The organism is Methylobacterium oryzae, assembly GCF_021398735.1.
Classification (GTDB): Bacteria; Pseudomonadota; Alphaproteobacteria; order Rhizobiales; family Beijerinckiaceae; genus Methylobacterium.
Genome location: NZ_CP090349.1, coordinates 471,318 through 495,000 on the forward strand (window position 1 = coordinate 471,318; position 23,683 = coordinate 495,000).

Here is a 23,683-nt window from a genome sequence, read left to right on the forward strand (position 1 = left end):
CAGGGCAAGCATTCCGCGATCGTTCAATACTAGACAGTCCCGCCGGATCATCGGTGGGGGTGCGATTTCACGCGCGCCGTTCAAGTCTTGCTGGTCCGGCCGACCGGGCTTCGGGCGCCCGCCGGGATCTCTTCCTGCCTCGCCCGTCGCGGGCCCCGCGAAGAGCTCGGGCGGGCCCCGCGCGGCGGCTGTGGATCGGATCGCCGCGGCCGGGAGCCCGCGGGGCCGGTGCGGCGTTGCCGGCTCACGAGGGATGGGTTCGGATCAGGCATGGCCAAGCGCAGGACGAAGGCGGGCGCCCGACAGGGGCTGGAGGACGCGCCGCTGATGCCCACCGGCGCCCTGGCGGTGGCGCTCCTGGCCTTCGCCGAGGGGCCCGGGCCGGTGGTGCACGTCGCCCGGGACGCCCGCCGCCTCGAGGACCTCGCCGCGACCCTGCAGGCACTCGATCCCGACGCGCGGGTCGCGGTCTATCCCGAGTGGGACTGCCTGCCCTTCGACCACGCCTCGCCGTCGCGGGCCACGATGGGTGCCCGGGCCGCCGTGATGCGCTGGCTGACCGACCGGGACGCGCTGCCGGACTTCGTGCTGACGACCGCCCCCGCCCTCGTGCAGCGCGTGCCGCCGCCGGAGACCTGGGCGTCGGCCCGCGTGACCCTGCGGGTCGGCAATCCCCTCGACGTCGAGGCCGCGACCGCAGACCTCAAGCGCCTCGGCTACATCCTCGACGAGCGGGTCGACGAGCCCGGCGAGATCGCCGTCCGCGGGCGCACCGTGGAGGTGTTCCCCGCCGCCGCGCCGCTTCCCTGCCGGATCGAGCACGCGGCGGGCCGCGTCACCGCGATCCGCTCCTACGACCCGATCTCGCAGCGCTCGGTGGCGGAGGCCGACGAACTCGTCATCGACCCGGCCACCGAGATCGTCCTGGAGCCCGGCTCCGGCCAGAGCTTCGAGCCGTTCACCGGCCAGGAGCACCGCCTGGACCGCTACTACCCGCGCCTCGTCACGCTCCTCGACTACGTGCCCGAAGCGCGCCTCGCGGTCGAGGACGGCACGCAGGCCCGGATCGACGCCTTCTTCGAGCAGATGGACGAGGCCCGGGGCCGGCTGAAGACCCGCGACGCGCCGGCGGGGCCCGGCACCGGCCTCTACCTGACGCCGGAGGCGTGGCGCGCCGTTGTGGCGGATCGCGGCCGGCTCGCCGCCACCGATGCGGCCGGCGAACCCCGCGCCATGCCGCGCTTCGCCGGGGAGCGCCGGCCCGGCACGGCCTTCGCCAAGGTCCTGCGCGCCCGTCTGAAGGCCGGCGACGTCGTCGTGCTCGCCGGCTCGGTCCGGCCGCTCCGACGCCTCGTGCGCCAGGCGGGCAAGATCGCCGAGCGCCCGATCCGCCTGATCGACGCCTGGGCCGACGTCGCCGAGGCGGCGCCCGGCGACGTCCTCGCCCTGGAGGCCCCGCTGGCGGCCGGCTTCCGGGTGCCCGAGCAGGGCGCCACCGTGATCGCGGCGGCCGACCTGTTCGGCCCGGAGGCCGCCGTGACCGGGGCCGCCCGTGCGATCCTGCCGATGGGCGAGGTCGACCTGCGCCCCGGCGACGTGGCGGTCGACCGGGACCACGGCCTGTGCGTGTTCGAGGGGCTGGAGCCGGTCTCCGCGCCGGGTGCCGCGCAGGACGGGGAGCCCTCCGAGGCCCTGCGCCTGCGCTTCGCCGGCGACGCGATCCTGATGGTGCCGGTCACGCAGGCCGACCGGATCTGGCGCTACGGGTCGGAGCCCGACGCCGTCACCCTGGACAAGCTCGACGGCGGCACGTGGCCGCGGCGCCGCCTGGAGGCCGAGGCCACCATGGCGCGGACCGCCCGCCTGATGCTGGAGGCCGCCCGGGCCCGCCGGGAGACCGAGGCGCCGGTCCTGGCGCCGCCGGCCCGCGAGATGGAGCGGTTCGCCGCCGGCTTCGGCTTCGCGCCGACCCCCGATCAGGCGGCGGCGGTCGACGCGCTGATGGCCGACCTCGCCTCCGGCCGGCCGATGGACCGCTTGGTCTGCGGCGATGTCGGCTTCGGCAAGACCGAGGTGGCGCTCCGGGCCCTCGCGGCCGCGATCTTCTCCGGCCGGCAGGCGGCGCTGATCGCCCCCACCACCGTGCTGGCGCGCCAGCACGCCGAGACGCTGCGCCGCCGCTTCGGCCGGTTCGGCGTCGAGGTGGCGCAGCTCTCGCGCCTCGTGGCGCCGGCCGAGGCCAAGCGCGTCAAGGCGGGGCTCGCCGACGGCTCGATCCGGCTGGTGGTCGGCACCCACGCGCTCGCCGGCAGCGGGGTGGCGTTCGCGGATCTCGGCCTAACCGTGATCGACGAGGAGCAGCGCTTCGGCGCGAAGATGAAGGCCGACCTGCGCCGCCTCGCGGATGGCGGCCACGTGCTGACGCTCACCGCGACGCCGATCCCCCGCACCCTCCAGGCGGCCCTCGTCGGCCTCCAGAGTCTCAGCGTGCTCGCCACGCCGCCGGCTCTGCGCCAGCCGGTCCGGACCGTGGTGGCGCCCTTCGACGCCGAGGCGGTCCGCGAGGCCCTCGTCCGCGAGCACCGCCGGGGCGGCCAGAGCTTCGTGGTCTGCCCGCGGATCGAGGACATCGGCCCAATGGCCGAGCGCCTGCGCGCCCTCGTGCCGGGCCTCGACATCCTGGTGGCGCACGGGGACCTCAAGCCCTCCGCCATGGACGAGGTCATGGTCCGGTTCGCGGAGGGCGACGGCGACGTCCTGCTCGCCACCGCGATCGTGGAGAGCGGCCTCGACGTGCCGCGGGCCAACACCATGCTGGTCTGGGAGGCCGCCCGGTTCGGGCTGGCGCAGCTCCACCAGCTCCGGGGCCGCGTCGGCCGCGGCCAGCGCCGCGGCACCGTCCACCTGCTCAGCGACCCGGCCGCGCCCCCGCCGGCGGCGGCGCTGCAGCGCCTGCGCGCCCTGGAGGCCCTCGACCGCCTCGGCGCCGGCTTCGCGGTCAGCGCCCGGGACCTCGACCTGCGCGGCGCCGGCGACCTCGTCGGCGAGGATCAGGCGGGGCACGCCAAGCTCGTCGGGCTCGGCCTCTACCAGCACCTGCTGCAGCTGGCGCTCACCGCCGCCAAGGGCGAGCGCGCCGAGGACTGGAGCCCCGAGATCGAGCTCGGCCTGCCGAGCCGGATCCCCGAGGACTACGTTCCGGAGCCCGAGATCCGCCTCAGCCTCTACACGCGCCTGCTGCGCCTCCGCGAGCCCGAAGCGATCGAGGCACTCGCCGGCGAGGTCGAGGACCGGTTCGGCGCAGCCCCCGCGCCGGTGCTCGCGCTGTTCGACCTCGCGCGGCTGCGCGCGTCCTGCTGCGCGCTGGGCGTCGCCCGGCTCCGGGGCGGGCCGCAGGGCGTCGCGGCCGACCTGCGGCCCGACCGGCCGCTGACCGCGATGGCCGCCGAGGCGGGGATCGCGCTGCGCGACGGGCGGGTGGTGTGGAAGCGGCCCTGCCCGGATTCCGCCGCCTGCGCGGCGCTCGCGACCGACCTCTTGGAGCGGATCCGCGCCGCCCGGGAACGTGAGGCCTGAGCAAAGGCCTGAGCGCGCCAGTCGAGCGTGATGCCGATCTGCGGTTGATCTTGCATCGACCGCTTCAAACCGTCACAGGCTGTCGCGCCAACAACGCGAAGGGGAGTGACCCATGCACGTGACGATCGAGCAGGCCGAGAAGGCGATCGCGGCCGCCCGCGCCAAGGCCGTGGAGCTCGGCACCCAGATGTGCATCGCGGTGGTCGATTCCGGCGGGAACCTCAAGGCGTTCCACCGCATGGACGATGCCTGGGTCGGGTCGATCGACATCGCCCAGAAGAAGGCCAAGACCTCGGTGTTCTTCGGCATGATGACCGGCCAGATCGGCCAGCTGTCGCAGCCGGGCGGGCCGCTCTACGGGATCGAGCACTCCAACGACGGGCTGATCACCTTCCCGGGCGGGATCCCGATCGTCGACGCCGACGGCGTCATGTCGGGCGCCATCGGGGTCAGCGGCTCGACGGTCGAGAACGACCACACCGTCGCGGAGGCCGGCGCCAAGGCCATCGGCCGGACCGAGCTGCCGGCCCATCCCTGGCGGACCTGAGCCGCCGGGGCTATTCCCGAGAGCTCTTCCCAGGGCCTCTTCCCGGGGCGCGCGTCAGGGGTCGCGCCGCGCCAGCGCGCGGCCGATCCCGTGGAGCAGCATCCCCGAGACCGAGCGGAGATAGGGGTCGCCGTGGCGCTCCAGCGCCGCGTGGATCTGGATGCCGTGGTCGGCCGCGGTGTTCAGGTCCGCCCCGTCGGTGGTGCCGTGCGTGACGCCGTTCATAGGGCTGTTCACGGCTCCGTTCATGGCCCCGGACTGGATCCCGTGCCGGTAGAGGTCCGTGACGTCGATGTAGGCGCCGCGCCCGCGCAGCAGGCCGTCCGAATCGGGCGTTAGGCAGCCGCGGTTGAGGATCCAGCGGATCTCGCCCGCCCCGGTCACGACGCGGAACTCGAGGGAGACCGGGCCGCCGGTCTGGCGGACGTGGCGGATCCGGCCGAACACCCAGTCCCGGTCGGCCGGGTGGATCCGGCCGAGGGCCGCGTCCAGCGGCAGCGGCGTCCCGGCGAGCCCCGGATCCCCCGCCATCAGCGAGGCCGCGCCCGAATCCAGCATCGACCGGCCGGCCCGGACATCCGTGTCCCAGATCCCGATGAATCCGGCGGCCTGCAGGGCCGAGGCTGTCGTGGAAGCCAGCACCATGGAATCCCCTCCGAACTGGCTACAATCGACGATTGTACGATGGCGGACAGACTAATCCGCAACACATGCTGTCCGCGAGCCCGAAGTCCAGTATCGGCTGCGCGAACGGCTTTTGACACGGCGTCGCGGCCCCCCGCCACCGGGTTGCATTGCGGATGATCAAGACTTCGGTTCCGGACAATCCCGTTCTCGACAATGCGGGGCCGCTCCGGTGCGGCGCAAAGACCGGATTCACAGCGCCGCCGCGCGGACAGTTCGATCACAAATGATCGGTAGACGCCGCGATCCGGCGGAAATCCGCACTTCGGCCCGTGGATCGCTCCACCGCCGGGCGCCGTCGGGCGCCGCCGGCCCGCGAAGCCCGTGGCTCGCGCCGGGCCCGCCCTGGTGCGGGTTGCCGCTGCGCCGTAACCTGCACCTTCCGGTAGGCATCCCGCCGGGAGGCCAGCAGCAGAGACGCCATGGACCGCACGGTGAACCGCACCAACCTCCCGCTCTCGCGGGAGCGGCTCTGGGACAGCCTGATGGAGCTCGCCCGGATCGGCGCGCTGCCCAACGGCGGCAACGACCGGCAGGCCCTGACCGACCGCGACGCCGAGGGGCGCGCCCTGTTCCAGCGCTGGGGCGAGGCGGCGGGGCTGACGCTCACCGTGGACCGGGTCGGCACCATGGTCTTCCACCGGCCCGGGCGCGATCCGGGCCGGAAGCCGGTCGCCGTCGGCAGCCACCTCGACACCCAGCCCACCGGGGGCAAGTTCGACGGGCCGCTGGGCGTCCTCGCCGGGCTGGAGATCATGCGCGCCCTGCAGGAGGCCGGGATCGAGACCGAGGCGCCGCTCCTGCTGATCAACTGGTGCAACGAGGAGGGCGCGCGCTTCGCGCCGCCGATGAGCGGCAGCGGCGTCGCCATGGGCATCGTCCCGGAGGCCGACATCCTGGCGACCCGGGACCTCGCGGGCCACGCCTTCGGCGACGAGCTGCGGCGCATCGGCTGGCAGGGCGCGGCGGACCCGGCCGCCCTGCGGGAGATCGGCGCCTATTTCGAGCTCCACATCGAGCAGGGCAAGCGCCTGGAGGAGGCCGGGCTCACCGTCGGGGTGGTCGACCGGGCGCTCGCCCAGATCTGGTACGAGATCACCGTGCTGGGCGAGGAGGCCCATGCCGGCAGCCCCATGGCGGGCCGGCGCGACGCGATGATGGCCGCGGCGGCGCTGATCGCGTCGCTCGAGGGCATCGCGGAGGCGGCGGTCGGCGCCGGCGGCGAGCGCGGCCGCGCCACCGTCGGCGTGCTGCGGGCGGAGCCGGCGAGCCGCAACATCACGCCCGGCCGGGTCTGGTTCAGCCTCGACACCCGCCACGGCGACACCGCGCAGCTGGAGGCGATGGGGGCGCGGATCCGGGCCCGGGCCGACGCCCTGGCGGCGGAGCGCGGCGTCACCGTCCAGGTCGCGGAGTTCTGGCGCGCCCCCCCGACCCCGTTCGACCCGGTCCTGGTGGACCGCGTCCAGGCGGCGGCCGAGGCGCGGGGCCATGCCTGGACGCGGATGCCGACCGCGATCTACCACGACGCCGTCTACTGCGCCCGCGCGGTGCCGGCGGCCCTGGTGTTCTGCCCCTGCCACGGCGGGATCAGCCACAACGAGGCCGAGAGCATCACGCCGGCCTGGGCCGGGGCCGGCCTGGAGGTTCTGGCCGACGCCGTGCTGGCGACGGCGGGCCTCGCCGGCCCCCGGACCGGGCCGGAATGAGCCGCGCCGCCGGCCGCGCACGAACGGAGACCGGGTTCCCGCATGTCCGACGACAACGTCATCCGCCCCGCCTTCGGCGTCCCCCGCAACCCGGCGCCGGAGCCCGATCCGGCCCAGGCGCCCCTGCGCGTCTTCGGCACGGGGGCCGGCCACCGGGTCGGCCTGATCCACGACCCGTCGGCGGTCGAGGGCGACGTCATCCGCATCGTGGTCGGGCCCGAGGACGAGCCGGGGGTCGAGACCGTGGCGCTGCTCCCCGCCGACGCGGAGGCCGAGGCCGAGCGGATCGGCTTCGCCATCCTGCGGGCGCTGGAGGTGGTCGAGGGCGCGGTCTGAGCCGCGCGCTGGATTCGCCGGCTGAACCGCGGCCTGCGCCGCGGTCTGGACCGCGGAGCGGGCGGTGCGCGTTCTCGGAAAGCGGGAGCGGCCGGCGCGAACGGTCGCCGGATCGCCGGGAGGGACGGATGACGGGCGCTCGGATCAGCAGCACGGAGATCGCGATCCCCGCGCGGGCCGGACTGGTCTGGTCCGTGTTAACGGACCTCGATTCCTACCCGGCCTGGAACCCGTACATCCGCAAGGCCGAGGGCCGCCTGCGCGAGGGCGCGCGCTGGCGCCTGGAGCGGACCCTGAACGGCCGCGCCTACCGGGCGCGCCAAGTGACGGTGACCTGCTGGGAGCCCGGCCGGCGGCTCACGTGGCGCGGCGGCATCCCGACGCCGCCCCTGCTCATCGGCGAGCACGAGATCCGGATCACCGAGACCGCCGACGGCGTCCGCCTCGTCCAGGCCGAGACCGTCGCGGGCCTGCTCGCCCCCGGCCTGTTCCCGTGGCTGCGGACGCGCATGCAGGCCCGGTTCGCCGCGATGAACGAGGCCCTGCGCGAGGAGGTCGCGCGCCGGCTGGCCGAGAACGCCTGAGGGCCGGTCTCGGCCGTTCCGGACCGCTCCGGGCCGACGCGGTCAGGCGACCGGCTTCGGCTTGACGATCGGCGAGCGGGTCAGGCTCTCGATCGCGCGCCCCGGCCGCCCGGCCTTGCGGGCGATCTCCTCCTCCTGCTCGGCGATGAGCTGCCGGGCAGGCTCGTCGCCGTCGAGGCCGCCGAGGATCTCGGCCGGCACGCGCCGGTTCGAGGCCCGGGACCCGTCCGCGAAGACGATATCGAACAGAACGGAGCCCCGCTCCTGCGGTCTCGACTTGATGCGCTTGGCCATAGGTGCTGATACGCCGCCGGAATCGGTCGCGGCAAGGCGCGGTGCCGGGCGGGGGTGCGCGGCGCGCACGGACGGGCCCGCGCGCCGCCCCGCTCCCGCCGCGATCCCTCCGCCGCCCGCATGACAGGGCGCCGGCAAACGAGGACGCGCGCGTGATACCCTGGGTTCATCTCGATACCGGATCCGTGCCCGGCGGCGGCACCGACCTGCGCCTGATGCGGCGCGGCGACGAGTTCGCCATCATGGCCGACACGATCGAGCTGATGAACAACCGGCGCAGCGGCTCGGAAGTGGCGCTCGCGGCGATGACCTGCGCGCGGCTCCAGGACCGGCCCCGCGCCCGGGTCCTGATCGGCGGCCTCGGCATGGGCTTCACCCTGCGGGCGGCGCTCGAGGGCCTCGGGCCGCAGGCGCAGGTGGTGGTCGCCGAGCTGGTGCCCGCCGTGGTCGCCTGGGCCCGGGGGCCGCTCGCCCACGTCTTCGCCGGCTGCCTGGACGATCCGCGGGTCGACCTGCAGGAGGCCGACGTCAACCGCCTGATCCAGGCCGGACCGGAGCGCTACGACGCGATCCTGCTCGACGTCGACAACGGCCCGGAGGGGCTGATGCGCAAGGCGAACGACCGGCTCTACGACAATTGGGGGCTGAAGCGCGCCCGCTGGGCCCTGCGGCCGGGCGGTATCCTGGGCGTCTGGTCGGGCGCCCCGGACCGGAAGTTCAAGAGCCGCCTGCAGCGCTCCGGCTTCGCGGTCGACGAGCAGCGCGTCCACGCGAGCGGCCGGGGCAGCGGCCCGAAGCACGTGGTCTGGCTCGGGACCCGGACCGAGGGGCGGGTCGAGGGCCCGGGTCAGAGCGACGGGAGGCCGGGCGACGACCGGGCGGCGGGCGGCCCGAGACCGCGCGGACCGGCCCAGGGCCGGCGCCGGCCGGGACGCTAGGGCGGCTTCAGCGCGGGCTGCGGCGGTCCGGAGGACGGGGCTGCCGCGCACGGTCGCACCCCCTGTCCCGGCGCCGGACGCCTCCGCACATTCCCGGCATGGGTGCGACGGGCGGGCATCTCTACACGGTCGAGGTCAGGCCGAGCCGGCATGATCCCGGTCACTTCACCTGGGCGATCCGCGACCGCGGCAAGCTGGTCCGGGGGTCGTACCGCCCGCACACCTCCGAGCACGCGGCGCGCGCCGTCGCGGAAGCCGAGGTCGAGCGCCTGATCGGCCAGGACGGCCGGTCCGGCGGCGCCTAGACCCGCCGCGCGGGGCGATTTCAGGTCCGCCCGAAGAGCATCGCGTCCCAAGATCCCGGCCCGCTCGTGGGCCGGCGCGGCGCCATGCGAAACTCGCATGGGTGTGCAGTCTGACCCGGGTACATATGCATGCCTCCGCGGCGCTCGATCCATTGCATGCCGCAATGCGGTATCCTATCTTTGCACTGCGGGATGGCGATGGCGTCGCGATCCCGCTGCCCTTCTTGGGCGTTTCCTCCCTAGACTTCGGGCCGCTCCTTCGGGAGTGGCCTTTTTTCTTTCCGCCGGCCGACCCGCCGCGCGGACCGCGCCCCGACGTCTCGACCGCGCGGAACCCGGAGCTTGGCGGTACGTTTTTCCGCCATGGAACACTATCGCTCCACACTTGGGACGACTGCCGTTGCCGTATTCGGGCTGGTGGCGGCCGCGCATATTCTGCATCCGGGCAATTACGAGGTGCAGACGCGTCCCGCGCGTCCTGCCGTGACGGACGCCGCGCCGGTCTCGAAGCCGGCCGCCGCACCGGTCTCGCGGAGCGCCTGGGTCGACCCGCCGGCCAAGCTCGCCGCGCCGGAGACCACGGGTGCCCTGGCAGCCGCCCCGGCGCCGCGGGTCGCGGCGACGGTCCCGGACACTGCGATGCCGGCTGCCCCGCTCCCCGCCGAGATGGCGCGCCCGGCCGGGCCGCCGCGCAGGACCGCGGCGCACCGCGCGAAGGGGACGGAGCGCGGCGTCCACCGGGCGGCCCGCCTCCGCCACGCCGCCCTCGTCCGCACCGCCGAATCCGACCGGCCGACCGTCACCGCCGCGGCGCCGCAGCCCGCGCCGGCGGCCGCACCGTCGCAGAAGATCGATCCCATCGGCGACATCATCCGCGGTCTAGGATTCGGCCGCGACGGCTGAGGGCTCCCGGATCCCTACTCGACGTGGAGGGTGAGCTTCATCTTCGGATGAATGCCGCACTGGATGACGAAATCGCCCGGCTCGGCCAGGGTCAATCGCGTCTCGGTGCCGGGCTCCTGAGTGCCGGCGTCGAACGAGAACCGGTCCGCCTCGATGAAGGCGTGGTGGGTCAGGCGCGCGTCGCCGTTGCGCAGGGCGATGGTGTCGCCGCGGCGCAGGTACAGGTCGGTCGGCATGTACCGGCCCGCCTTCTGCAGCACGATCCGCGTCGTGGCCGGCAGCGAGGCCCGGGCCGTCCCGAGACCGATGGTTGTCCCGATCAGCGCCAGGATCCCGGCGAACACGAGGGCGCGCAGGCACCGGCTGCGGAGGGACATGACCGAGATCCAGACGTGACGCGCTGCGGGCCGGACCCTCGGGGCCCTGGCCGTGCGGCCGAGCTTGCCGCCGCGTCGCAGCATGCGCGCAGCCTCTCAACCGGGGGCTACGATATCCGGTAAAAATTTATCAAGTTGGGCCGCTGTATAGCGCATATACAGATAAAGAAATCTATTTATCTGTATTCGCCGTCTGATCCCGCGCTGTCGCGGGGGCATCCACGCGAGGCCAGGACGGTCCGGACATGCTCGCGGAAGACCTGGACGCGGGCCGGCAGCTCGCGCCCGGCCAGGGTGACGGCGCGCAAGGTGCTGCTGCGGGTCGCCCAGGGCCCGAGCACGCGCACGATCTGCCCGGCCTCCACGGCCCGGGCGGCCACGAGGCTTGGGAGATGGCCGATCCCGGCGCCCGCGAGGGTGAGGCGGAGCGCGGTCGCGAAGTCGCTGACCCGGATCGCCGGGCTCAGCGAGAGCGGCTCCGTGCGGCCCTGCCCGTCGGAGAGGGTGAGCCCGGCCGTGCCGATCCGTTCCCGGGCGAGGATAAGGTCGTGGTCGCGCAGGCCCGCGAGGTCCGTCGGGGCCGGGCGGCGCTCCAGGTAGGCGGGGGCGGCGTAGAGGGCGAGCGCCAGGGTCGCGAGGACCATCGCGCGGTAGCCGGTCTCCTCCGCGCCGCCCAGCCGCAGGGCGAGGTCGATCCGGTTGGCCGCGAGGTCGAGGCGCGCGTCGGTGTTGAGCATCTCCACGGTGATCTGCGGGTAGGCGGCCCGGAAGCTCGCGACGATCTCGGGCATCACCTCGATCCCGAAATCGATCGAGGTCGTGATCCGCAGGTGCCCGGCCGGCACCGTGCGGGCGTCGCGGGCGGTCTCGGTCGCCTCGTCGAGGAGCGTCAGGCTCTCCTGGGCCTTGGCGTAGAAGGCGAGGCCCTCGGCGGTCGGCGAGACCGCCCGGGAGGTCCGGGCCATCAGCCGGACGCCCAGAGCCCGCTCCAGGCGGGAGATCCGACGGCTGACGCTGCCCTTGGTCTCCTGCAGCGTCGCGGCCGCGGCCGTCACCGTGCCGAGATCCACGACGGCGCAGAAGGCCCGCACGTCGTCGAGCCCGCCCCGGAAGGTTTCCGTTCTCGCAACCATGCGGTGCCGGATAGCAGGCTCAACCGGTGCCGTGAACGGGTCTACACGGCGGCTGCGGCGCAGCGAATCGCGCTCGGCCGTCTGCTCTGCAGGAGACACCCTTGAAGTCGATTCTCGCCTCCGGCCTGCTGGCCCTGCTGGTCGCCGCCCCGGTCGCCACCCCCGCGCTGGCCCAGACCCCACCGACCCGCGACCCGGCGCAGATCCAGGCCGGCACCTACGCGGTCGATCCCGGCCACACCCAGGTCGGCTGGCGCGTCTCCCACATGGGCTTCTCGAACTACGCCGGCGGCTTCTCGGACGTGTCCGGCACGCTGGAGCTGCAGCCGAAGAACCCGGCCGCCGCCAAGCTCTCGGTGAAGATCCCGGTCGCCTCGGTGACGACGACCAGCGCCAAGCTCACCGACGAACTCAAGGGCGACCAGTGGCTCGACGCCGCCAAGTTCCCCGACATGACCTTCGTGTCCACCAAGGTCGTGCCGGCCGGCAAGGACCACGCGAAGGTGACGGGCGACCTGACGCTCCACGGCGTGACCAAGCCGGTGACCCTCGACGTCACCCTGGTCGGCGCCGGCGTGAACCCGCTGAGCAAGAAGTACACGGTCGGCTTCGAGGCCACCGGCACGCTCAAGCGCTCCGAGTTCGGGGTGAAGACCTACGTGCCGCTGATCGGCGACGAACTGCACCTCACCATCGCGGGCGCCTTCGAGAAGCAGGACTGACCTGGGAGAATCCGCCATGGCGCGAGGGGTTTCCGCGCGGCGGTACTCCGCCGTGGCGATCCTGCTGCACTGGGCGAGCGCGCTGGGCGTGCTCGTCCTGATCGGCCTCGGCCTGACCATGACGCACGCGGCCCTGGCGCCGCTGCGCCAGTTCCAGCTCTACCAGTGGCACAAGTCGGTCGGGATCACCGTGTTGGCGCTGACGGCCCTGCGGGTCCTCTGGCGCCTGACCCACCGGCCGCCGCCGCACCCGGCCGGGATGCCGGCGCGGGAGCGCCGGGCGGCCGCGGCGGCCCATCACCTGCTGTACCTGCTGCTCGTCGGGCTGCCCCTGACCGGCTGGGCCGTGGTCTCGCTGTCGCCGTTCAACATCCCGACGGTGCTGTACGGGATCGTGCCCTGGCCGCACCTGCCGCTGGCGGCCATCGTCCCTGACCCGGGCTCCGCCGAGGCCGTCCTGAAGCGGGTCCACGCCCTGGGGGCGTGGTTCCTGGCGGCCCTTCTCGCCGTCCACGTGGCGGCGGCCCTGCGCCACCACCTCCTCCTCCGCGACGACGTGCTGCGCCGCATGCTGCCGGGGCGCCGGGCGTCGACTGCCCCCAATGTGGAGCCGACCCGATGAACGCGCGTCACCTCTGCCTGCTGGCGGTTCTCCAGGCCGTCACCTTGCCGGCCGCCGCCGCCGATTGGGCGGTGGATCCGGCCAGGAGCGCGATCCGGTTCTCCGGCGTGCAGGTCGGCGTCCCGTTCACCGGGCGGTTCGAGCGGTTCAAGGCCGACATCGATTTCGACCCCGCCAAGCCCGAGGCGGGGCGCGCGCTCGTGCTGGTCGACCTCGCCAGCGCGCGGACCGGGGACGTCCAGCGCGACGAGGCCCTGCCGCAGAAGGACTGGTTCGACGTCAGGGCGGCGAGCGAGGCGCGCTTCGAGGCGACCCGCTTCGTCGACAAGGGGCAGGGCGACTACGCGGCCGTCGGGACTCTGACGATCCGCGGCACGAGCCGGCCGGTGACGCTGCCGTTCCACCTGACCCTCGAGGGCGGCGCGGCGCACGCCGCGGGGCGCGTCGGCCTGGTCCGCACCGAGTTCGGCGTCGGGCAGGGTGCCTGGGCCTCGGGCCAGTGGGTGGCGCTCGACGTCGGGGTCGAGGTCGACATCGTCGCGACGGCGCGGCCGGCCTCCGGCCACTGAGGTTGGCTCGGGTCGGATCCTTCGGACGTCACGCACTCCGTCATCGCGAGCGCAGCGAAGCGACCCAGGGCAGCGCGCCCTCCATGAGTGTGGCGCGACTGGATCGCTTCGCTGCGCTCGCGATGACGGCGGCCGGGCGTCGGAGGCCGCCCGGTCCCGGCCCGCTACCCCGGCCGGTCCTCCGACCCGGTGCCCAGCGCCCGCTGGACCATGACGCTGTCCGACCAGTGGCCGTACTTGAAGCCCACCGCCCGCAGGTAGCCGACCCGCTCGAACCCGCAGGCCTCGTGAAGCCGCAGGGAGGCCGCGTTCTCGGCGTCGATGTAGCCGATCATCTGGCGGTAGCCGCCCGCCGCGCAGGCCTCGATCAGGGCCGGCAGCAGCCGCCGGCCGATCCCCGCGTGCAGGTGGTCGGGATGCACGTAGATCGAGTGCTTGAGGGTGTAGCGGTAGGCCGGCCGCTTCCGGAACGGCACCGCGTAGGCGTAGCCCGCCACCGCGCCGTCCCGGTCGGCCACGAGGTGCGGCAGGCGCTTCTTGCGCATGGTCTTGCGCCGCCGCTTCAGGTCGTCGGGGAGCAGCCGGTCCTCCTCGGCGACGCTGACATCGGTCACGCCCTTGCCGATATGGTGCTCGTAGATCGCCACCATCGCCTCGACATCGGCGTCCGAGGAGGCGCGGATGACGATGTCGGGGCAGGACCGGGCCGGGAGCAGGCCGGGCGTCTCGGCCTCGATCTCCATCAGGCGCCCTCCCGCGCCACGTAGGTGTGGAAGCGGATCCGCCCGTCCGGGTCGACCTCGCGGTAGACGCCCTGGATCTCGGCCTCGAAGCCCGGGAACAGGTTGGCGGACGCCTCGAACATCTTGAAATAGTCGAGCATGGGCTTGGCCCGGTCGTCCAGGCGCTCACCGGGCAGCACCGTGCCGATGCCCGGGGGGTAGACCAGCATCAGCGTGGTGGCGATCCGCCCCTCGGCCTCGGCGATCGGCACGTAGTCGACCTTGTTGCGCGTCAGCAGCTGGGCGGCCCGCTTGGGCGGCAGCACCATCTCGGGCAGGTGCTCGGGAGCGAACTGCCGCCGCTGCAGCGTCGAGGTGCCGGCCTCCCGGTGGAAGGCGTGGAACTCGCCGCAGAGGTCGCGCAGGCGCACGCCCCGGTAGCGGTTCGGCCGGCGGTTGACGAATTCCGGCATGGCCTCCTCCAGCGGGACGTTGTCGTCGTGGAGCCGCTTGAAGGCGACGAGGCCCGAGATCAGCGTGCCGGCCTTGGAGGATTCCACCCCCGGGGTCAGCAGGAAGAGCAGCGAGTTCAGGTCGTTCTTCTCGGCGACGATCCGGTTCTCACGCAGGTATTGCGCCACGATCGGCGCCGGCACGCCGTGCTGGGCGTAGGCCCCCGTGTGCCGGTCGAAGCCGGGGGTCAGCACGGTGAGCTTGTTCGGGTCGGTGATGGCGTAGCCCGGCGCCACATGGGTGAAGCCGTGCCAGCGCGCGCCCGGCTTCAGCTCCCAGTGGCGCGGCGTCGCGGCGAGCTCGTCCGTCGGCACGCTCTCCCACGGCACCTCCGCGCCGTCGACGTTCACCGTCACGTCCGGCACGAACGGGTCGAAGAACCAGCGCCGCGCGGGATCGCGCTCGTTCTCCTCGAACTCGCGCCGGATCGCCCGGACCTTCTTGCGCCACTCGATCCCGAGCCGGATCGTGTCGTCCCACAGGATCATGCCCGAGCGCCCCTTCATCATCTGGGCGCCGACGTCGAGGGAGGCGAAGAGCGGGTAGAAGGGCGAGGTCGAGGCGTGGACCAGGAAGCTCTCGTTGAGCCGCTTGTGCTCGACCCGCCGGGTCTGGCCGCGGATATGGCCGTCGCGGGTGTGGATCTGCGAGGCCTGGCTGAAGCTCGCGAGCTGCTTGTGGGTCGATTGCGTGGCGACGATGCCGGGCGAGGTCTCGTCGAGCCCGGTCAGCCCCATGGCGAAGCGCCTTGCGTAGAGCGGGTGGAACTTCATGAAGCCCGCCCAGGCCTCGTCGAACAGGATGTAGTCGCAGAGGTGGCCGATCTTCTCCAGGATCTCCTGGGCGTCGTAGATCGTGCCGTCGTAGGTGCACTGCTCGATCACCGCGACGCGGAACGGCCGCTCCTGGCGCCACGCCTCCGGGTCGGTCACCAGCGGGTTGCGGCGGATCTTCTCCCGGATCCGGGTCTCGTCCAGGGCCTCGTGGAAGATCGGCCCGATCAGCCCGTAGGCGTTGCGGTCGGTCTCCAGGAAGATCGGGATGCCGCCGCCGAGGAACAGGGCGCCGTGGTGGGCCGCCTTGTGGTTGTTGCGGTCGAACAGGACGAGGTCGTCCTCGGCCACCAGGGAGGACAGGACGATCTTGTTGGAGGCGGAGGTGCCGTTGAGGACGAAGTAGGTCTTCTCCGCCCCGAAGATCTTGGCGGCCTCCTTCTGGGCCTTCAGCGCCGGACCCTCGTGGGTCAGGAGGTCGCCGAGGTCGAGGACCGAGTTGTCGAGGTCGTCGCGGAAGATCGCCTCGCCGAGGTGCTCCACGAAGATCCGGCCGATCGGCGACCGGTTGTAGAAGATGCCGCCGTTGTGGCCCGGGCAGGTCCAGAGCTGGTTGCCCTTCTCGGCGTAGTCGACGAGCGCGCCGAAGAACGGGGTCTTGAGGGTCTCGGCGTACTGCGTGACCCGGCTGACGAGGCCGCGGGCGATGAATTCCGGCGTCTCCTCGGCGAGGAAGATGTAGCCGTCGATGAAGTCGAGGAGCTCGACCGGGATATCCTCCAGCCGCTTGCGGCGGACCATGATGACGATCGGCATCTCCAGGCCGCGCCGGCGCATCATGTCGATGAGGGCGGCGGCCTTGCCGTCGAGGCCGCGCTTGCCCCAGTCGACCACGAGGCAGCCGACCGCCGCGTCGGTCTGGACCGCGATGGCCGCGTCCTCCACCCGTCGGGCGCGCACCACCTCGAAGCCGCGCTGCTCCACGGCCGCCACGATCTGGTTGACGCGCGCGCCCTCGAGATCGTCCGGGTCGAAGGCCGGGGCGCACATCAGGACCGTGAAGCGACGGTGGAAGTCCATGGAGCCCTCTCTGGCCTCGGATGCAGCGGGTGGCTTTCCGGCCCGTCTGCGACGATTGCATGACACGGCGCGCGGCGGGCGGTCGCGGTCCGGACGAAACACCGTGAACCGGGCCGGCCACGACCGCCGCGCCGTCAGGATCGGCCGCGGGTCCCCTCTCCCGTGCGGGAGAGGGACAGGCTGAGGGGTGAGACCTCACCGGATGAGGCTCCCCCTCGAATCGCGTCGATCGGGTGCTTGATCCCGAAGCCTCTCGTCCCTCACCCCAACCCTCTCCCGCACGGGAGAGGGGGGACCATCACACCCCGCGGCGCCGCTCCCAGACGGCCGGGTTGACCAGCCCGCCCGGCCGCCGGCCGGCGAGGGCGTCGACCACGCGGGCCGCGGCGGTCTCGGCGGTGCGGATCAGGGCCGCCCCGGTGGAGCCGCCGACATGGGGCGTCAGGATCGCCCGGGGCTGGCGGGCCAGCGGGTGGTCGACCGGCAGCGGTTCCTGGGCGAAGACGTCGAGCCCGGCGCCCGCGATCGTGCCCGCCGCCAGCGCCTCCACCAGGGCCGCCTCGTCGATCAGGCCGCCGCGGCTGGTGTTGATCAGGAAGGCCTCCCGCTTCATCCGGGCGAGCTGGTCCCGGCCGATCAGGCCGCGGGTGCCCGGGGTCAGCGGCACGTGCAGGGAGACGATGTCGGACTCCGCCAGGAGCGCGTCGACCGAGGCGGCCCGCAGGGCGCCGGCATTGGCGAAGTCCGCGTCCGGGCGGCTCGGGCCGTAGGCCAGCACCCGCAGGCCCAGGGTGGCGCCGAGCCGGGCGGTCGCCTGCCCGATCGCCCCGAAGCCGACGAGGCCCAGTGTCAGGCCGGCGAGCTCGATCAGCCGGGCGGTGAACTTGAAGCTGTCGTCGCCGGCCCGGACCGAGCGGTCGGCCTCCGGCAGGGCCTTGGCCAGGGCGAAGATCAGCGCCAGCGTCTGCTCGGCCACCGAGACGGCGTTGGCGCCGGGCGTGTTCACCACCACGATCCCGGCCCCGGTCGCCTCGGCCGTGGCGACGTGGTCGGTGCCGGTGCCGTGCACCCCGATCACCCGCAGGGCCGGCGCCGCCGCGATGGCGCGGGCCGGGAAGCCGGTGTTGCGGGTGATGACGGCGACGCAGTCGGCGACCTCGCGCGCCAGCGTCTCGGGATCGGTCCCGCTCGCCGGGCGCGGCTCCAGGCCGGCCGCGCGCAACCGGTCGAGGCCCGCCGCGTGGATCGGCTGGACGATGAGGCACGGACCGGTGATCACGGGAGAAGACCTCTGCACAAGAGGAGGGGTGACAAGCACGTTTCGCGCCGGGCCCGTCTAGGCGGGGTGGGCAACCCTGGCAACCGGGCGCCCCGATCGCGGCGCCGCGGCCGCCGGTCGGCGCTCCCGCGGGCCCGTCGGGATCCGGTGGTCGCGCGGTCGAACGCCCCGGCGGCCCGACCGGCCGCGCACGATCCACGGGAAATCGCGGCCGGGTCCGACCTCGGCGGCCTCGTCCGGACCGATGATCCCGGCCGTGCGCCTCGGCCGAGCTGTGGCCCGGCCCTCCGTGAAATCGTCGCCCCGATCGCGCGAAGATGGTCGCGTCATTGATAAACACGACGTCCTGAAATACATCTATGTATATACGAAAATAAATATCGACAATGTTCGATCAGCGATGCGATCGCACTGTAGAATTGTAATTACTCCAAATGTATTTTTGACACATGTAGAGATATTTGCTGCCTTGCTCCGTGATTCGGAGCCATCGTCACGACAATGCAGTCCCACGACTTTTCAGTACCTGTTTCCGCAAGGAACCGGCGCCGGCGGCGCGCGGCCCGGCCGGTTCTCCCGATGGCTGTCCTGCTGGGCTTCGTCGGTTCCGGGCCGCACGCCGCCCGCGCCGAGGAGGCCGGGGCCGGCCGGGACGTCCAGCTCGACGAGCTGTCGGTCGCGAGCGCGGCCGCGCCGCGCGGCCCGGTCCCGGCCTATGCCGGCGGTCAGGTGGCGCAGGGCGGGCGCCTCGGCCTCCTCGGCGATACCGAGACCCAGAAGGCGCCCTTCAGCATCGCCAGCTACACCGACACGCTCATCCGAGACCGGCAGGCGCGGACGGTGTCCGAGACCCTGGTCCTCGACCCGTCGGTGCGCGCCACCCAGACCACGGGGGCGCCGTTCGACTCCTTCTCCATCCGGGGCTTCCCGTCCAACGAGAACACCAGCGGCGAGGTCGCCTTCGACGGGCTCTACGGCGTCGCCCCGAGCTTCCGCATCTTCACCGACTACGTGGAGCGCATCGAGGTTCTGAAGGGGCCGTCCGCCGCCCTCACGGGGGTGTCGCCGAACGGCGCGGTCGGCGGCGTGGTCAACATCGTCCCCAAGCGCGCCGGCGCGGACCTGACCCGCGTCACCCTGGATTACGGCTCGTCCGCCTGGGGCGGCAGCCAGGTCGACGTCGCCCGCCGCTGGGGGCCTGGGCGGGAATGGGGCGCCCGCGTCGTCGGCAGCCTGCACGGCGGTGCCACGCCCTTCGACCGCCAGACCGAGACGACCGGCGTCGGGGCCCTGGCCCTCGACTACCAGGGTGACCGGTTCCGCGCGTGGCTCTACCTGCTGGCGCAGACCGACCGCTTCAACGCGCCGCTGCGCCCGTTCCTCCTGCGGGCCGGCGTGCCCGTACCGCGGGCGCCCGACGGCCGCCTGAACCTGACCCAGCCCTGGGAATACTCGGACGTCGACGATCGCGGCGGTCTGCTGCGCACCGAGTACGACCTGACCGATCAAGTCACGCTGTTCGCGGATGTCGGCGGCGGGCAGACAGGCGTGGAGCGCTACTTCCAGTCGGCGCCGACGATCCTCAATGGCCGCGGCGACACGACCAGCACGCCGCAATTCTACGCGCTGGGCGTCGACCGGCTCACCTACGACGGTGGCGTCCGGGCCCGGTTCGAGACCGGCTTCATCTGGCACGCCCTGACCGTGCAGGGCTCCGTGTACGACGAGGCGACGGCACGGCGGTTCTCGCCCGGCCGGGGCGCCTACCTGTCGAACCTCTACGCGCCGACCCTCGTCCCGTACATCGCGCCGATCTACGGCGTCGGCCGGCCCCGCCTGTCCGACAGCACCCTGTCGGGGATCGCGGTGGCCGACACGCTGTCGGCCCTCGACGAGCGCGTCCTGCTGACGCTGGGCGTGCGCCGCCAGCGCGTGGAGGCGCACAACTACGTGTCGAATGTCGGCACGCTCACCTCGTCCTACGACAAGAGCGCCACGACCCCGATGGTCGGCCTCGTGGTGCGGCCCTGGGACTCGGTCTCGCTCTACGGCAACTATATCGAGGGCCTGAGCCGCGGCGACGTGGCCCCGGCGGTGGCGACCAATTCCGGCACGATCCTGGAGCCCTACGTGGCCAGACAGGTCGAGGCGGGCGTGAAGCTCGATCTCGGCCGGTTCGGCGCCACGCTCGGCGCCTTCCGGATCACGAAGCCCGCGGGCGAGCTCGGCCCGCAGGGGCGCTTCGCGGCGACCGCCGAGCAGCGCGTCGGCGGGCTCGAGCTGAGCCTGTTCGGCGAGATCACCCCGCAGGTACGGGTGGTCGGCGGCGTGACCCTGCTCGACGGACGCCTCGTCAGGACGGCGCTCGCCGCCAATCGCGGGAACCGGCCGATCGGCGTGCCGGAGGTCCAGGCGAGCCTGGGGGCCGAGTGGGACCTGCCCGGGTTGCCCGGCCTGACCCTCAACGGCGCGGTCATCTATACCGGGCGGCAGTTCGTCGACCTCGCGAACACCCAGGCCCTGCCGGACTGGGCCCGCCTCGACCTCGGCCTGCGCTACACGACCCGCGTCGCCGAGCGGCCGACGACCTTCCGGGCCAGCGTCCTCAACGTGACCGACGCGCGGTACTGGACCGGGGTCGCCTCGTTCGGCACCTTCTTCCAGGGCGCGCCGCGCACCTACCTCCTGTCGATGGCGGTGGATCTCTGAGCCGGACCAGTGCGGCCGCGCCGGGCCTGTCGAGCGGCGCGATGTTTCACGGGAAACATTTTCTTAACTCTGAGCGGCGACCGCGCGGGACCGGCAAGCTGTTGCACCGGCGCCGTCGCGGAGCCGAGCCGGCCGGGTTACCACCGGTTTGGCATGACGACATCGAGCTGGCGCACCCTCCGCAACGTGCAGGCCCGGAAACGGCTGGAGAAGGCCCTGCCGGCGATCTTCCCGGCACCGGTCCTGCAGCACGCCCTCGCGCGGCCCCTGATCCCGCCGACGCCGCGGCTCGCCGTCGAGAGCTACTGGCGCAACCACATCCTCCGGGCCGACCGGCTGGCCCGGGCGCTGGCGGCGCGCTCCGGCACGCCGGAGGGCTGGGCCTGGCAGATCGGGGCCGAGGGGCGGGCCGGGAGCTTCCGCACGCCGCCCGCGCCGTTCCGCGATCCGGCCTTCGCCCGCGGCCGCGGCGCCTGCTGCATCTGCGGCCAGCCGGTCTTCCGGTTCGGCTGGCACCGGGATCTCTGGGGGCGCGGCGCGCCCAACACCAATGCCGGCTGGCACGCGGCCTGTGTCGCGGCCTGGAAGTTCTGGATCGCGCCGCACGCCCAGGTCCGGGCGCTCAAGCTCCGCCAGCGCCACCGCTGCACCACCACCGGCAAGCGCCTGCTGAGGACCGCCGAGGTCGACCACCTGCTGCCGCTCTACCGGGTCTGGCGCGAGCACCGCGACGCCCCCTGGCCGGAGCTCCTCGGCTACTGGGGCGCGCCGAACCTGCGGGTGGTCAACCGCGCCGCCCATCTCGACAAGTGCCGCGACGAGGCGGCCGAGCGCTCCCGGACCGTGCAGCGCGCCCGTTTCCGGGTGGTCGAGGACGAGTCCGGGTTCAGCGTGGTCGAGGAGGAGTGACCGGCCGGCTCAGCCGTCCAGGGCCCGGAAGGCCCGCGACAGGTCGGCCAGCAGGTCGGCCTCCGCCTCCAGGCCGACCGACAGGCGCAGCAGCCCGTCGGTGATGCCCGCGATGGCGCGGGCCTCCGGGTCCATCGCCGCGTGCGTCATGGTCGGCGGATGGGCGATCAGGCTCTCGACGCCGCCGAGCGACTCGGCCAGCGTGAACACCCGCAGGGCCTCCACGAAGGTCTTCACCGCGTCGCGGCCGCCGGCCAGCTCGAAGCTCAACATCGCCCCGAAGCCCGCCTGCTGGGCCTTGGCCAGGGCGTGCCCCGGATGCGTCGGCAGGCCCGGATAGTGGACCCGCGCCACCGCCGGATGGGCGTCGAGGAAGGCCGCCAGGGCCGCGGCGTTGCGCTGCTGCTGCTCCACACGGACGAACAGGGTGCGCAGGCCCCGGAGCGTCAGGTAGGCGTCGAGGGGCGAGCCGGTGACGCCGATCGTGTTCGCCCAGGCGGCGAGGTCCTCGCCCATCGCCTTGTCGGCGGCGATCACAGCCCCGCCGATCACGTCGGAATGGCCGTTCAGGAACTTGGTGGTGGAGTGGACGACGAGATCCGCCCCGAGGGCGATCGGCTGCTGCAGGGCGGGCGACAGGAAGGTGTTGTCCACCACCGCCAGCGCGCCGGCCGCCTTCGCGTCCGCGGTGATCCGCCGGACATCGACCACGCGCATCAGCGGGTTGCTCGGGGTCTCGATCAGCACGACCTTCGGTCCCTGGGCCAGGGCCGCCGCCAGCGCGTCCGGATCGGTCTGGTCGACGAAGGCGACGCGGTAATGGCCCCGCTCCGCGCGGAAGCTGAGCAGGCGGTGCGTTCCGCCGTAGCAATCGTGCGGCGCGACCAGGAGATCGCCGGGCCGCAGGCTCGACAGGGCGAGGTCGAGGGCTGCCATGCCGCTCGCCACCAGGACGGCGCGGGCGCCGCCCTCGAGCTTGGCGATCGTGTCGGCCAGCGCGTCCCGGGTCGGGTTGCCCAGGCGCGAGTAATCGTAGGGGCCGGGCTGCTCGAAGGCCGGGAACCTGAAGGTCGTCGACAGGTGGATCGGCGCGATCACCGCACCGAAGGCCGCGTCCTGGGCCACGCCGTTGGCCGCCGCGACGGTACGCGCCGCTAATCCCTCTGACATCGCCTTGTCCTCCACGCAGAGATCGCCCGCCCCGTCCGACCGAGGCGGGCGAGCGTTCTTTATGGAGAACGGATCAGACTTTCAAGAGAACGAGAGGGTCGTCTCGGCGTCTCGGTGGTCCTCGCCGGTGTCGACCGCCAGGGCGCCATGCTGGCGAAGACCCCGTCCCGGCGGATCAGCGCGTGCAGCAGCGCCGCCGCCAGATGCGCGAGAATCAGGGCGAACAGCCCGTAGGCCAGCGCGGTGTGGAGCCGGCGCAGGGCCGCGTACAGCATCGGGTCCTGCGGCAGGATCGGCGGGAGGACGACCGAACCGGCGAGGATGACGGGGTAGCGCGCCGCCGACAGCATCGCCCAGCCGATCAGCGGCATGGCCAGCATCAGCCCGTAGAGCAGGATGTGCGAGGCGTGGGCCGCGCGCTTCTGCCAGCCCGGAAGATCGGCCGGCAGGGGCGGCGGGGCGTGGCGCCAGCGATAGGCGAGTCGGAGCCCGGCGAGGACCAGGATCAGGATCCCGAGCGGCCGGTGCAGGGCCACGAGGGCGCCGTACTCGGCGAGCGACGCCACCATGGCGACGCCGATCAGCAGCATGGCCAGGATCAGCGCCGCCATGGTCCAGTGGAGCAGGCGGGCGGGCCGGTCGAAGCGGTCGGGCTCGGTCACAGGGCGGCTCCGTGGATCGCGGCGCCGGTGACGGCACTCGGGGTCTTGGCCTCGCCGGACCGGCGGGTGACGGATCGCGCGTAGGCCGCCGACCGGGCGCTCAGCAGCGGGTCGTCGCTCGGCGCGATGCCGTCCGGCAGCACCAGCGGATCGAAGTTGACGTCGCGGCAGCTGGCGGCGGCCTCCGGCGTCGCCGCCGTGAGCGTCAGGGTGCCGACATCCACCGTCTCGCGGTCGGCCGGCCAGGGCCGCGTCGCGTCGGCGGTCGGGTCGCCGGCCTGGCCGAGCGTGACGATCAGGTGCCAGTGCCGGGGGCCCTGGGCCAGCTGCGCGGCGAGCGCGTCGAACAGGGCGTTCGCGCCGCCCGGTGCGGCCTCGGCCGCCGGCGTCGGGTCGGGGACGAGGGCCCAGCGCACCGGCCGGGCGGCGCCGTCCGCGGCGACGAACCGGAAGGCGTTGAGGCTCCAGTAGGTGCTGTCGGCGAAGCCCGCGGTCACGGTCCGCGCCCTGATCAGCGCGGCGGCCTTCGCGCTCTCCGGATGGTCCGCGAAGAAGGCCTTCAGGCGC

General features: G+C 73.3%; 23 protein-coding genes (1 of these 23 running past the window's edge). 13 read left to right on the plus strand and 10 right to left on the minus strand.

From position 1 onward, the window contains the following. Positions 1 to 270: 270 nt before the first annotated feature. The gene (locus tag LXM90_RS02235) at positions 271 to 3,576 is read left to right on the plus strand and encodes a DEAD/DEAH box helicase (RefSeq protein WP_020093961.1); all 3,306 of its coding nucleotides are present in this window, start codon (positions 271 to 273) and stop codon (positions 3,574 to 3,576) included. A gap of 112 nt (positions 3,577 to 3,688) precedes the next feature. Continuing rightward, a complete protein-coding gene (locus LXM90_RS02240; RefSeq protein ID WP_020093960.1) occupies positions 3,689 to 4,123 on the plus strand; it encodes a GlcG/HbpS family heme-binding protein in 435 nt (144 codons plus the stop codon). Positions 4,124 to 4,177: 54 nt separating this feature from the next. Here LXM90_RS02240 and LXM90_RS02245 read toward each other — a convergent pair whose 3' ends face one another. Next, positions 4,178 to 4,768 (minus strand): PAS domain-containing protein, encoded by a 591-nt coding sequence (locus LXM90_RS02245; RefSeq protein ID WP_020093959.1) that lies wholly within the window; start codon positions 4,766 to 4,768, stop codon positions 4,178 to 4,180. 461 nt (positions 4,769 to 5,229) lie between these two features. Between LXM90_RS02245 and LXM90_RS02250 the strand changes: the two genes are divergently transcribed. The 3 genes from LXM90_RS02250 to LXM90_RS02260 all read left to right on the plus strand — a co-directional run bounded on the left by LXM90_RS02250 (position 5,230) and on the right by LXM90_RS02260 (position 7,436). Beyond that, positions 5,230 to 6,516, plus strand: a complete 1,287-nt coding sequence (locus LXM90_RS02250; RefSeq protein ID WP_020093958.1) for a Zn-dependent hydrolase — start codon at positions 5,230 to 5,232, stop codon at positions 6,514 to 6,516. Between the two features lie 42 nt (positions 6,517 to 6,558). Beyond that, on the plus strand, positions 6,559 to 6,852 hold the full coding sequence (locus LXM90_RS02255; RefSeq protein WP_020093957.1) for a hypothetical protein: 294 nt from the start codon (positions 6,559 to 6,561) through the stop codon (positions 6,850 to 6,852). Positions 6,853 to 6,980: 128 nt separating this feature from the next. Next, on the plus strand, positions 6,981 to 7,436 hold the full coding sequence (locus tag LXM90_RS02260; protein WP_020093956.1) for an SRPBCC domain-containing protein: 456 nt from the start codon (positions 6,981 to 6,983) through the stop codon (positions 7,434 to 7,436). A gap of 42 nt (positions 7,437 to 7,478) precedes the next feature. Here the strand turns inward: LXM90_RS02260 and LXM90_RS02265 are convergent, their stop codons facing one another. Then, positions 7,479 to 7,730: a hypothetical protein gene (locus LXM90_RS02265; protein ID WP_020093955.1), complete on the minus strand. Its 252-nt coding sequence runs from the start codon at positions 7,728 to 7,730 to the stop codon at positions 7,479 to 7,481. 152 nt (positions 7,731 to 7,882) lie between these two features. Here LXM90_RS02265 and LXM90_RS02270 point away from each other — a divergent pair, with 152 nt between their 5' ends. From LXM90_RS02270 to LXM90_RS02280, 3 genes are all read left to right on the plus strand, one after another. Then, entirely contained in the window at positions 7,883 to 8,668 is a 786-nt protein-coding gene (locus tag LXM90_RS02270) for a spermidine synthase (RefSeq protein ID WP_026605050.1), read from the plus strand. Positions 8,669 to 8,766: 98 nt separating this feature from the next. Further along, a complete protein-coding gene (locus tag LXM90_RS02275; protein ID WP_042670101.1) occupies positions 8,767 to 8,973 on the plus strand; it encodes a hypothetical protein in 207 nt (68 codons plus the stop codon). Between the two features lie 483 nt (positions 8,974 to 9,456). Beyond that, positions 9,457 to 9,876, plus strand: coding sequence for a hypothetical protein (locus tag LXM90_RS02280; protein ID WP_234081627.1), 420 nt, complete (start codon positions 9,457 to 9,459; stop codon positions 9,874 to 9,876). Between the two features lie 14 nt (positions 9,877 to 9,890). On the opposite strand, the gene LXM90_RS02285 is transcribed toward LXM90_RS02280, so the two are convergent. Beyond that, positions 9,891 to 10,253 carry a hypothetical protein gene (locus LXM90_RS02285; RefSeq protein WP_042670121.1) on the minus strand — a complete coding sequence of 121 codons (363 nt, stop codon included), beginning with the start codon at positions 10,251 to 10,253 and terminating at the stop codon, positions 9,891 to 9,893. Between the two features lie 176 nt (positions 10,254 to 10,429). Next, complete coding sequence (locus tag LXM90_RS02290; RefSeq protein WP_026605047.1) at positions 10,430 to 11,386, minus strand: LysR family transcriptional regulator; 957 nt, start codon at positions 11,384 to 11,386, stop codon at positions 10,430 to 10,432. Between the two features lie 101 nt (positions 11,387 to 11,487). On the opposite strand from LXM90_RS02290, the gene LXM90_RS02295 reads away from it, so the two are divergent. Genes LXM90_RS02295 through LXM90_RS02305 form a run of 3 tightly spaced genes read left to right on the plus strand, consistent with a single transcriptional unit; the run spans position 11,488 to position 13,299 of the window. Further along, a complete protein-coding gene (locus LXM90_RS02295) occupies positions 11,488 to 12,108 on the plus strand; it encodes a YceI family protein (protein WP_020093950.1) in 621 nt (206 codons plus the stop codon). Between the two features lie 16 nt (positions 12,109 to 12,124). Further along, entirely contained in the window at positions 12,125 to 12,730 is a 606-nt protein-coding gene (locus LXM90_RS02300; RefSeq protein WP_026605046.1) for a cytochrome b, read from the plus strand. After that, positions 12,727 to 13,299: a YceI family protein gene (locus LXM90_RS02305; protein WP_020093948.1), complete on the plus strand. Its 573-nt coding sequence runs from the start codon at positions 12,727 to 12,729 to the stop codon at positions 13,297 to 13,299. The genes LXM90_RS02300 and LXM90_RS02305 overlap by 4 nt, the downstream gene beginning before the upstream one ends. A 164-nt stretch (positions 13,300 to 13,463) precedes the next feature. On the opposite strand, the gene LXM90_RS02310 is transcribed toward LXM90_RS02305, so the two are convergent. The 3 genes from LXM90_RS02310 to LXM90_RS02320 form a co-directional block, all read right to left on the minus strand. After that, positions 13,464 to 14,042, minus strand: coding sequence for a GNAT family N-acetyltransferase (locus LXM90_RS02310; protein ID WP_020093947.1), 579 nt, complete (start codon positions 14,040 to 14,042; stop codon positions 13,464 to 13,466). Next, positions 14,042 to 16,387, minus strand: coding sequence for an Orn/Lys/Arg decarboxylase N-terminal domain-containing protein (locus tag LXM90_RS02315; RefSeq protein ID WP_020093946.1), 2,346 nt, complete (start codon positions 16,385 to 16,387; stop codon positions 14,042 to 14,044). Before LXM90_RS02315 ends, LXM90_RS02310 begins: the two co-directional genes overlap by 1 nt. Positions 16,388 to 16,685: 298 nt before the next feature. Beyond that, complete coding sequence (locus tag LXM90_RS02320; protein WP_020093945.1) at positions 16,686 to 17,666, minus strand: hydroxyacid dehydrogenase; 981 nt, start codon at positions 17,664 to 17,666, stop codon at positions 16,686 to 16,688. 579 nt (positions 17,667 to 18,245) lie between these two features. On the opposite strand from LXM90_RS02320, the gene LXM90_RS02325 reads away from it, so the two are divergent. Together LXM90_RS02325 and LXM90_RS02330 are read left to right on the plus strand one after the other, a co-directional pair. Then, positions 18,246 to 20,375, plus strand: a complete 2,130-nt coding sequence (locus LXM90_RS02325; protein ID WP_020093944.1) for a TonB-dependent receptor — start codon at positions 18,246 to 18,248, stop codon at positions 20,373 to 20,375. Between the two features lie 153 nt (positions 20,376 to 20,528). Beyond that, on the plus strand, positions 20,529 to 21,284 hold the full coding sequence (locus LXM90_RS02330) for a hypothetical protein (RefSeq protein WP_020093943.1): 756 nt from the start codon (positions 20,529 to 20,531) through the stop codon (positions 21,282 to 21,284). A gap of 9 nt (positions 21,285 to 21,293) precedes the next feature. Here the strand turns inward: LXM90_RS02330 and metB are convergent, their stop codons facing one another. The 3 genes in view from metB to LXM90_RS02345 are tightly spaced (at most 59 nt apart) and all read right to left on the minus strand, a layout consistent with a single transcriptional unit that may run on beyond the window. Then, positions 21,294 to 22,454, minus strand: a complete 1,161-nt coding sequence (metB, locus tag LXM90_RS02335) for a cystathionine gamma-synthase (RefSeq protein WP_234081628.1) — start codon at positions 22,452 to 22,454, stop codon at positions 21,294 to 21,296. Positions 22,455 to 22,513: 59 nt separating this feature from the next. After that, positions 22,514 to 23,116: a cytochrome b gene (locus tag LXM90_RS02340; protein WP_020093941.1), complete on the minus strand. Its 603-nt coding sequence runs from the start codon at positions 23,114 to 23,116 to the stop codon at positions 22,514 to 22,516. Beyond that, a protein-coding gene (locus LXM90_RS02345) for a catalase family peroxidase (RefSeq protein WP_020093940.1) crosses the window boundary here: on the minus strand, positions 23,113 to 23,683 show its 3' portion. The gene runs 530 nt beyond the window's last position; the window shows 571 of its 1,101 coding nt (coding positions 531-1,101); the start codon falls outside the window, past its right edge; its stop codon occupies positions 23,113 to 23,115. The genes LXM90_RS02340 and LXM90_RS02345 overlap by 4 nt, the downstream gene beginning before the upstream one ends.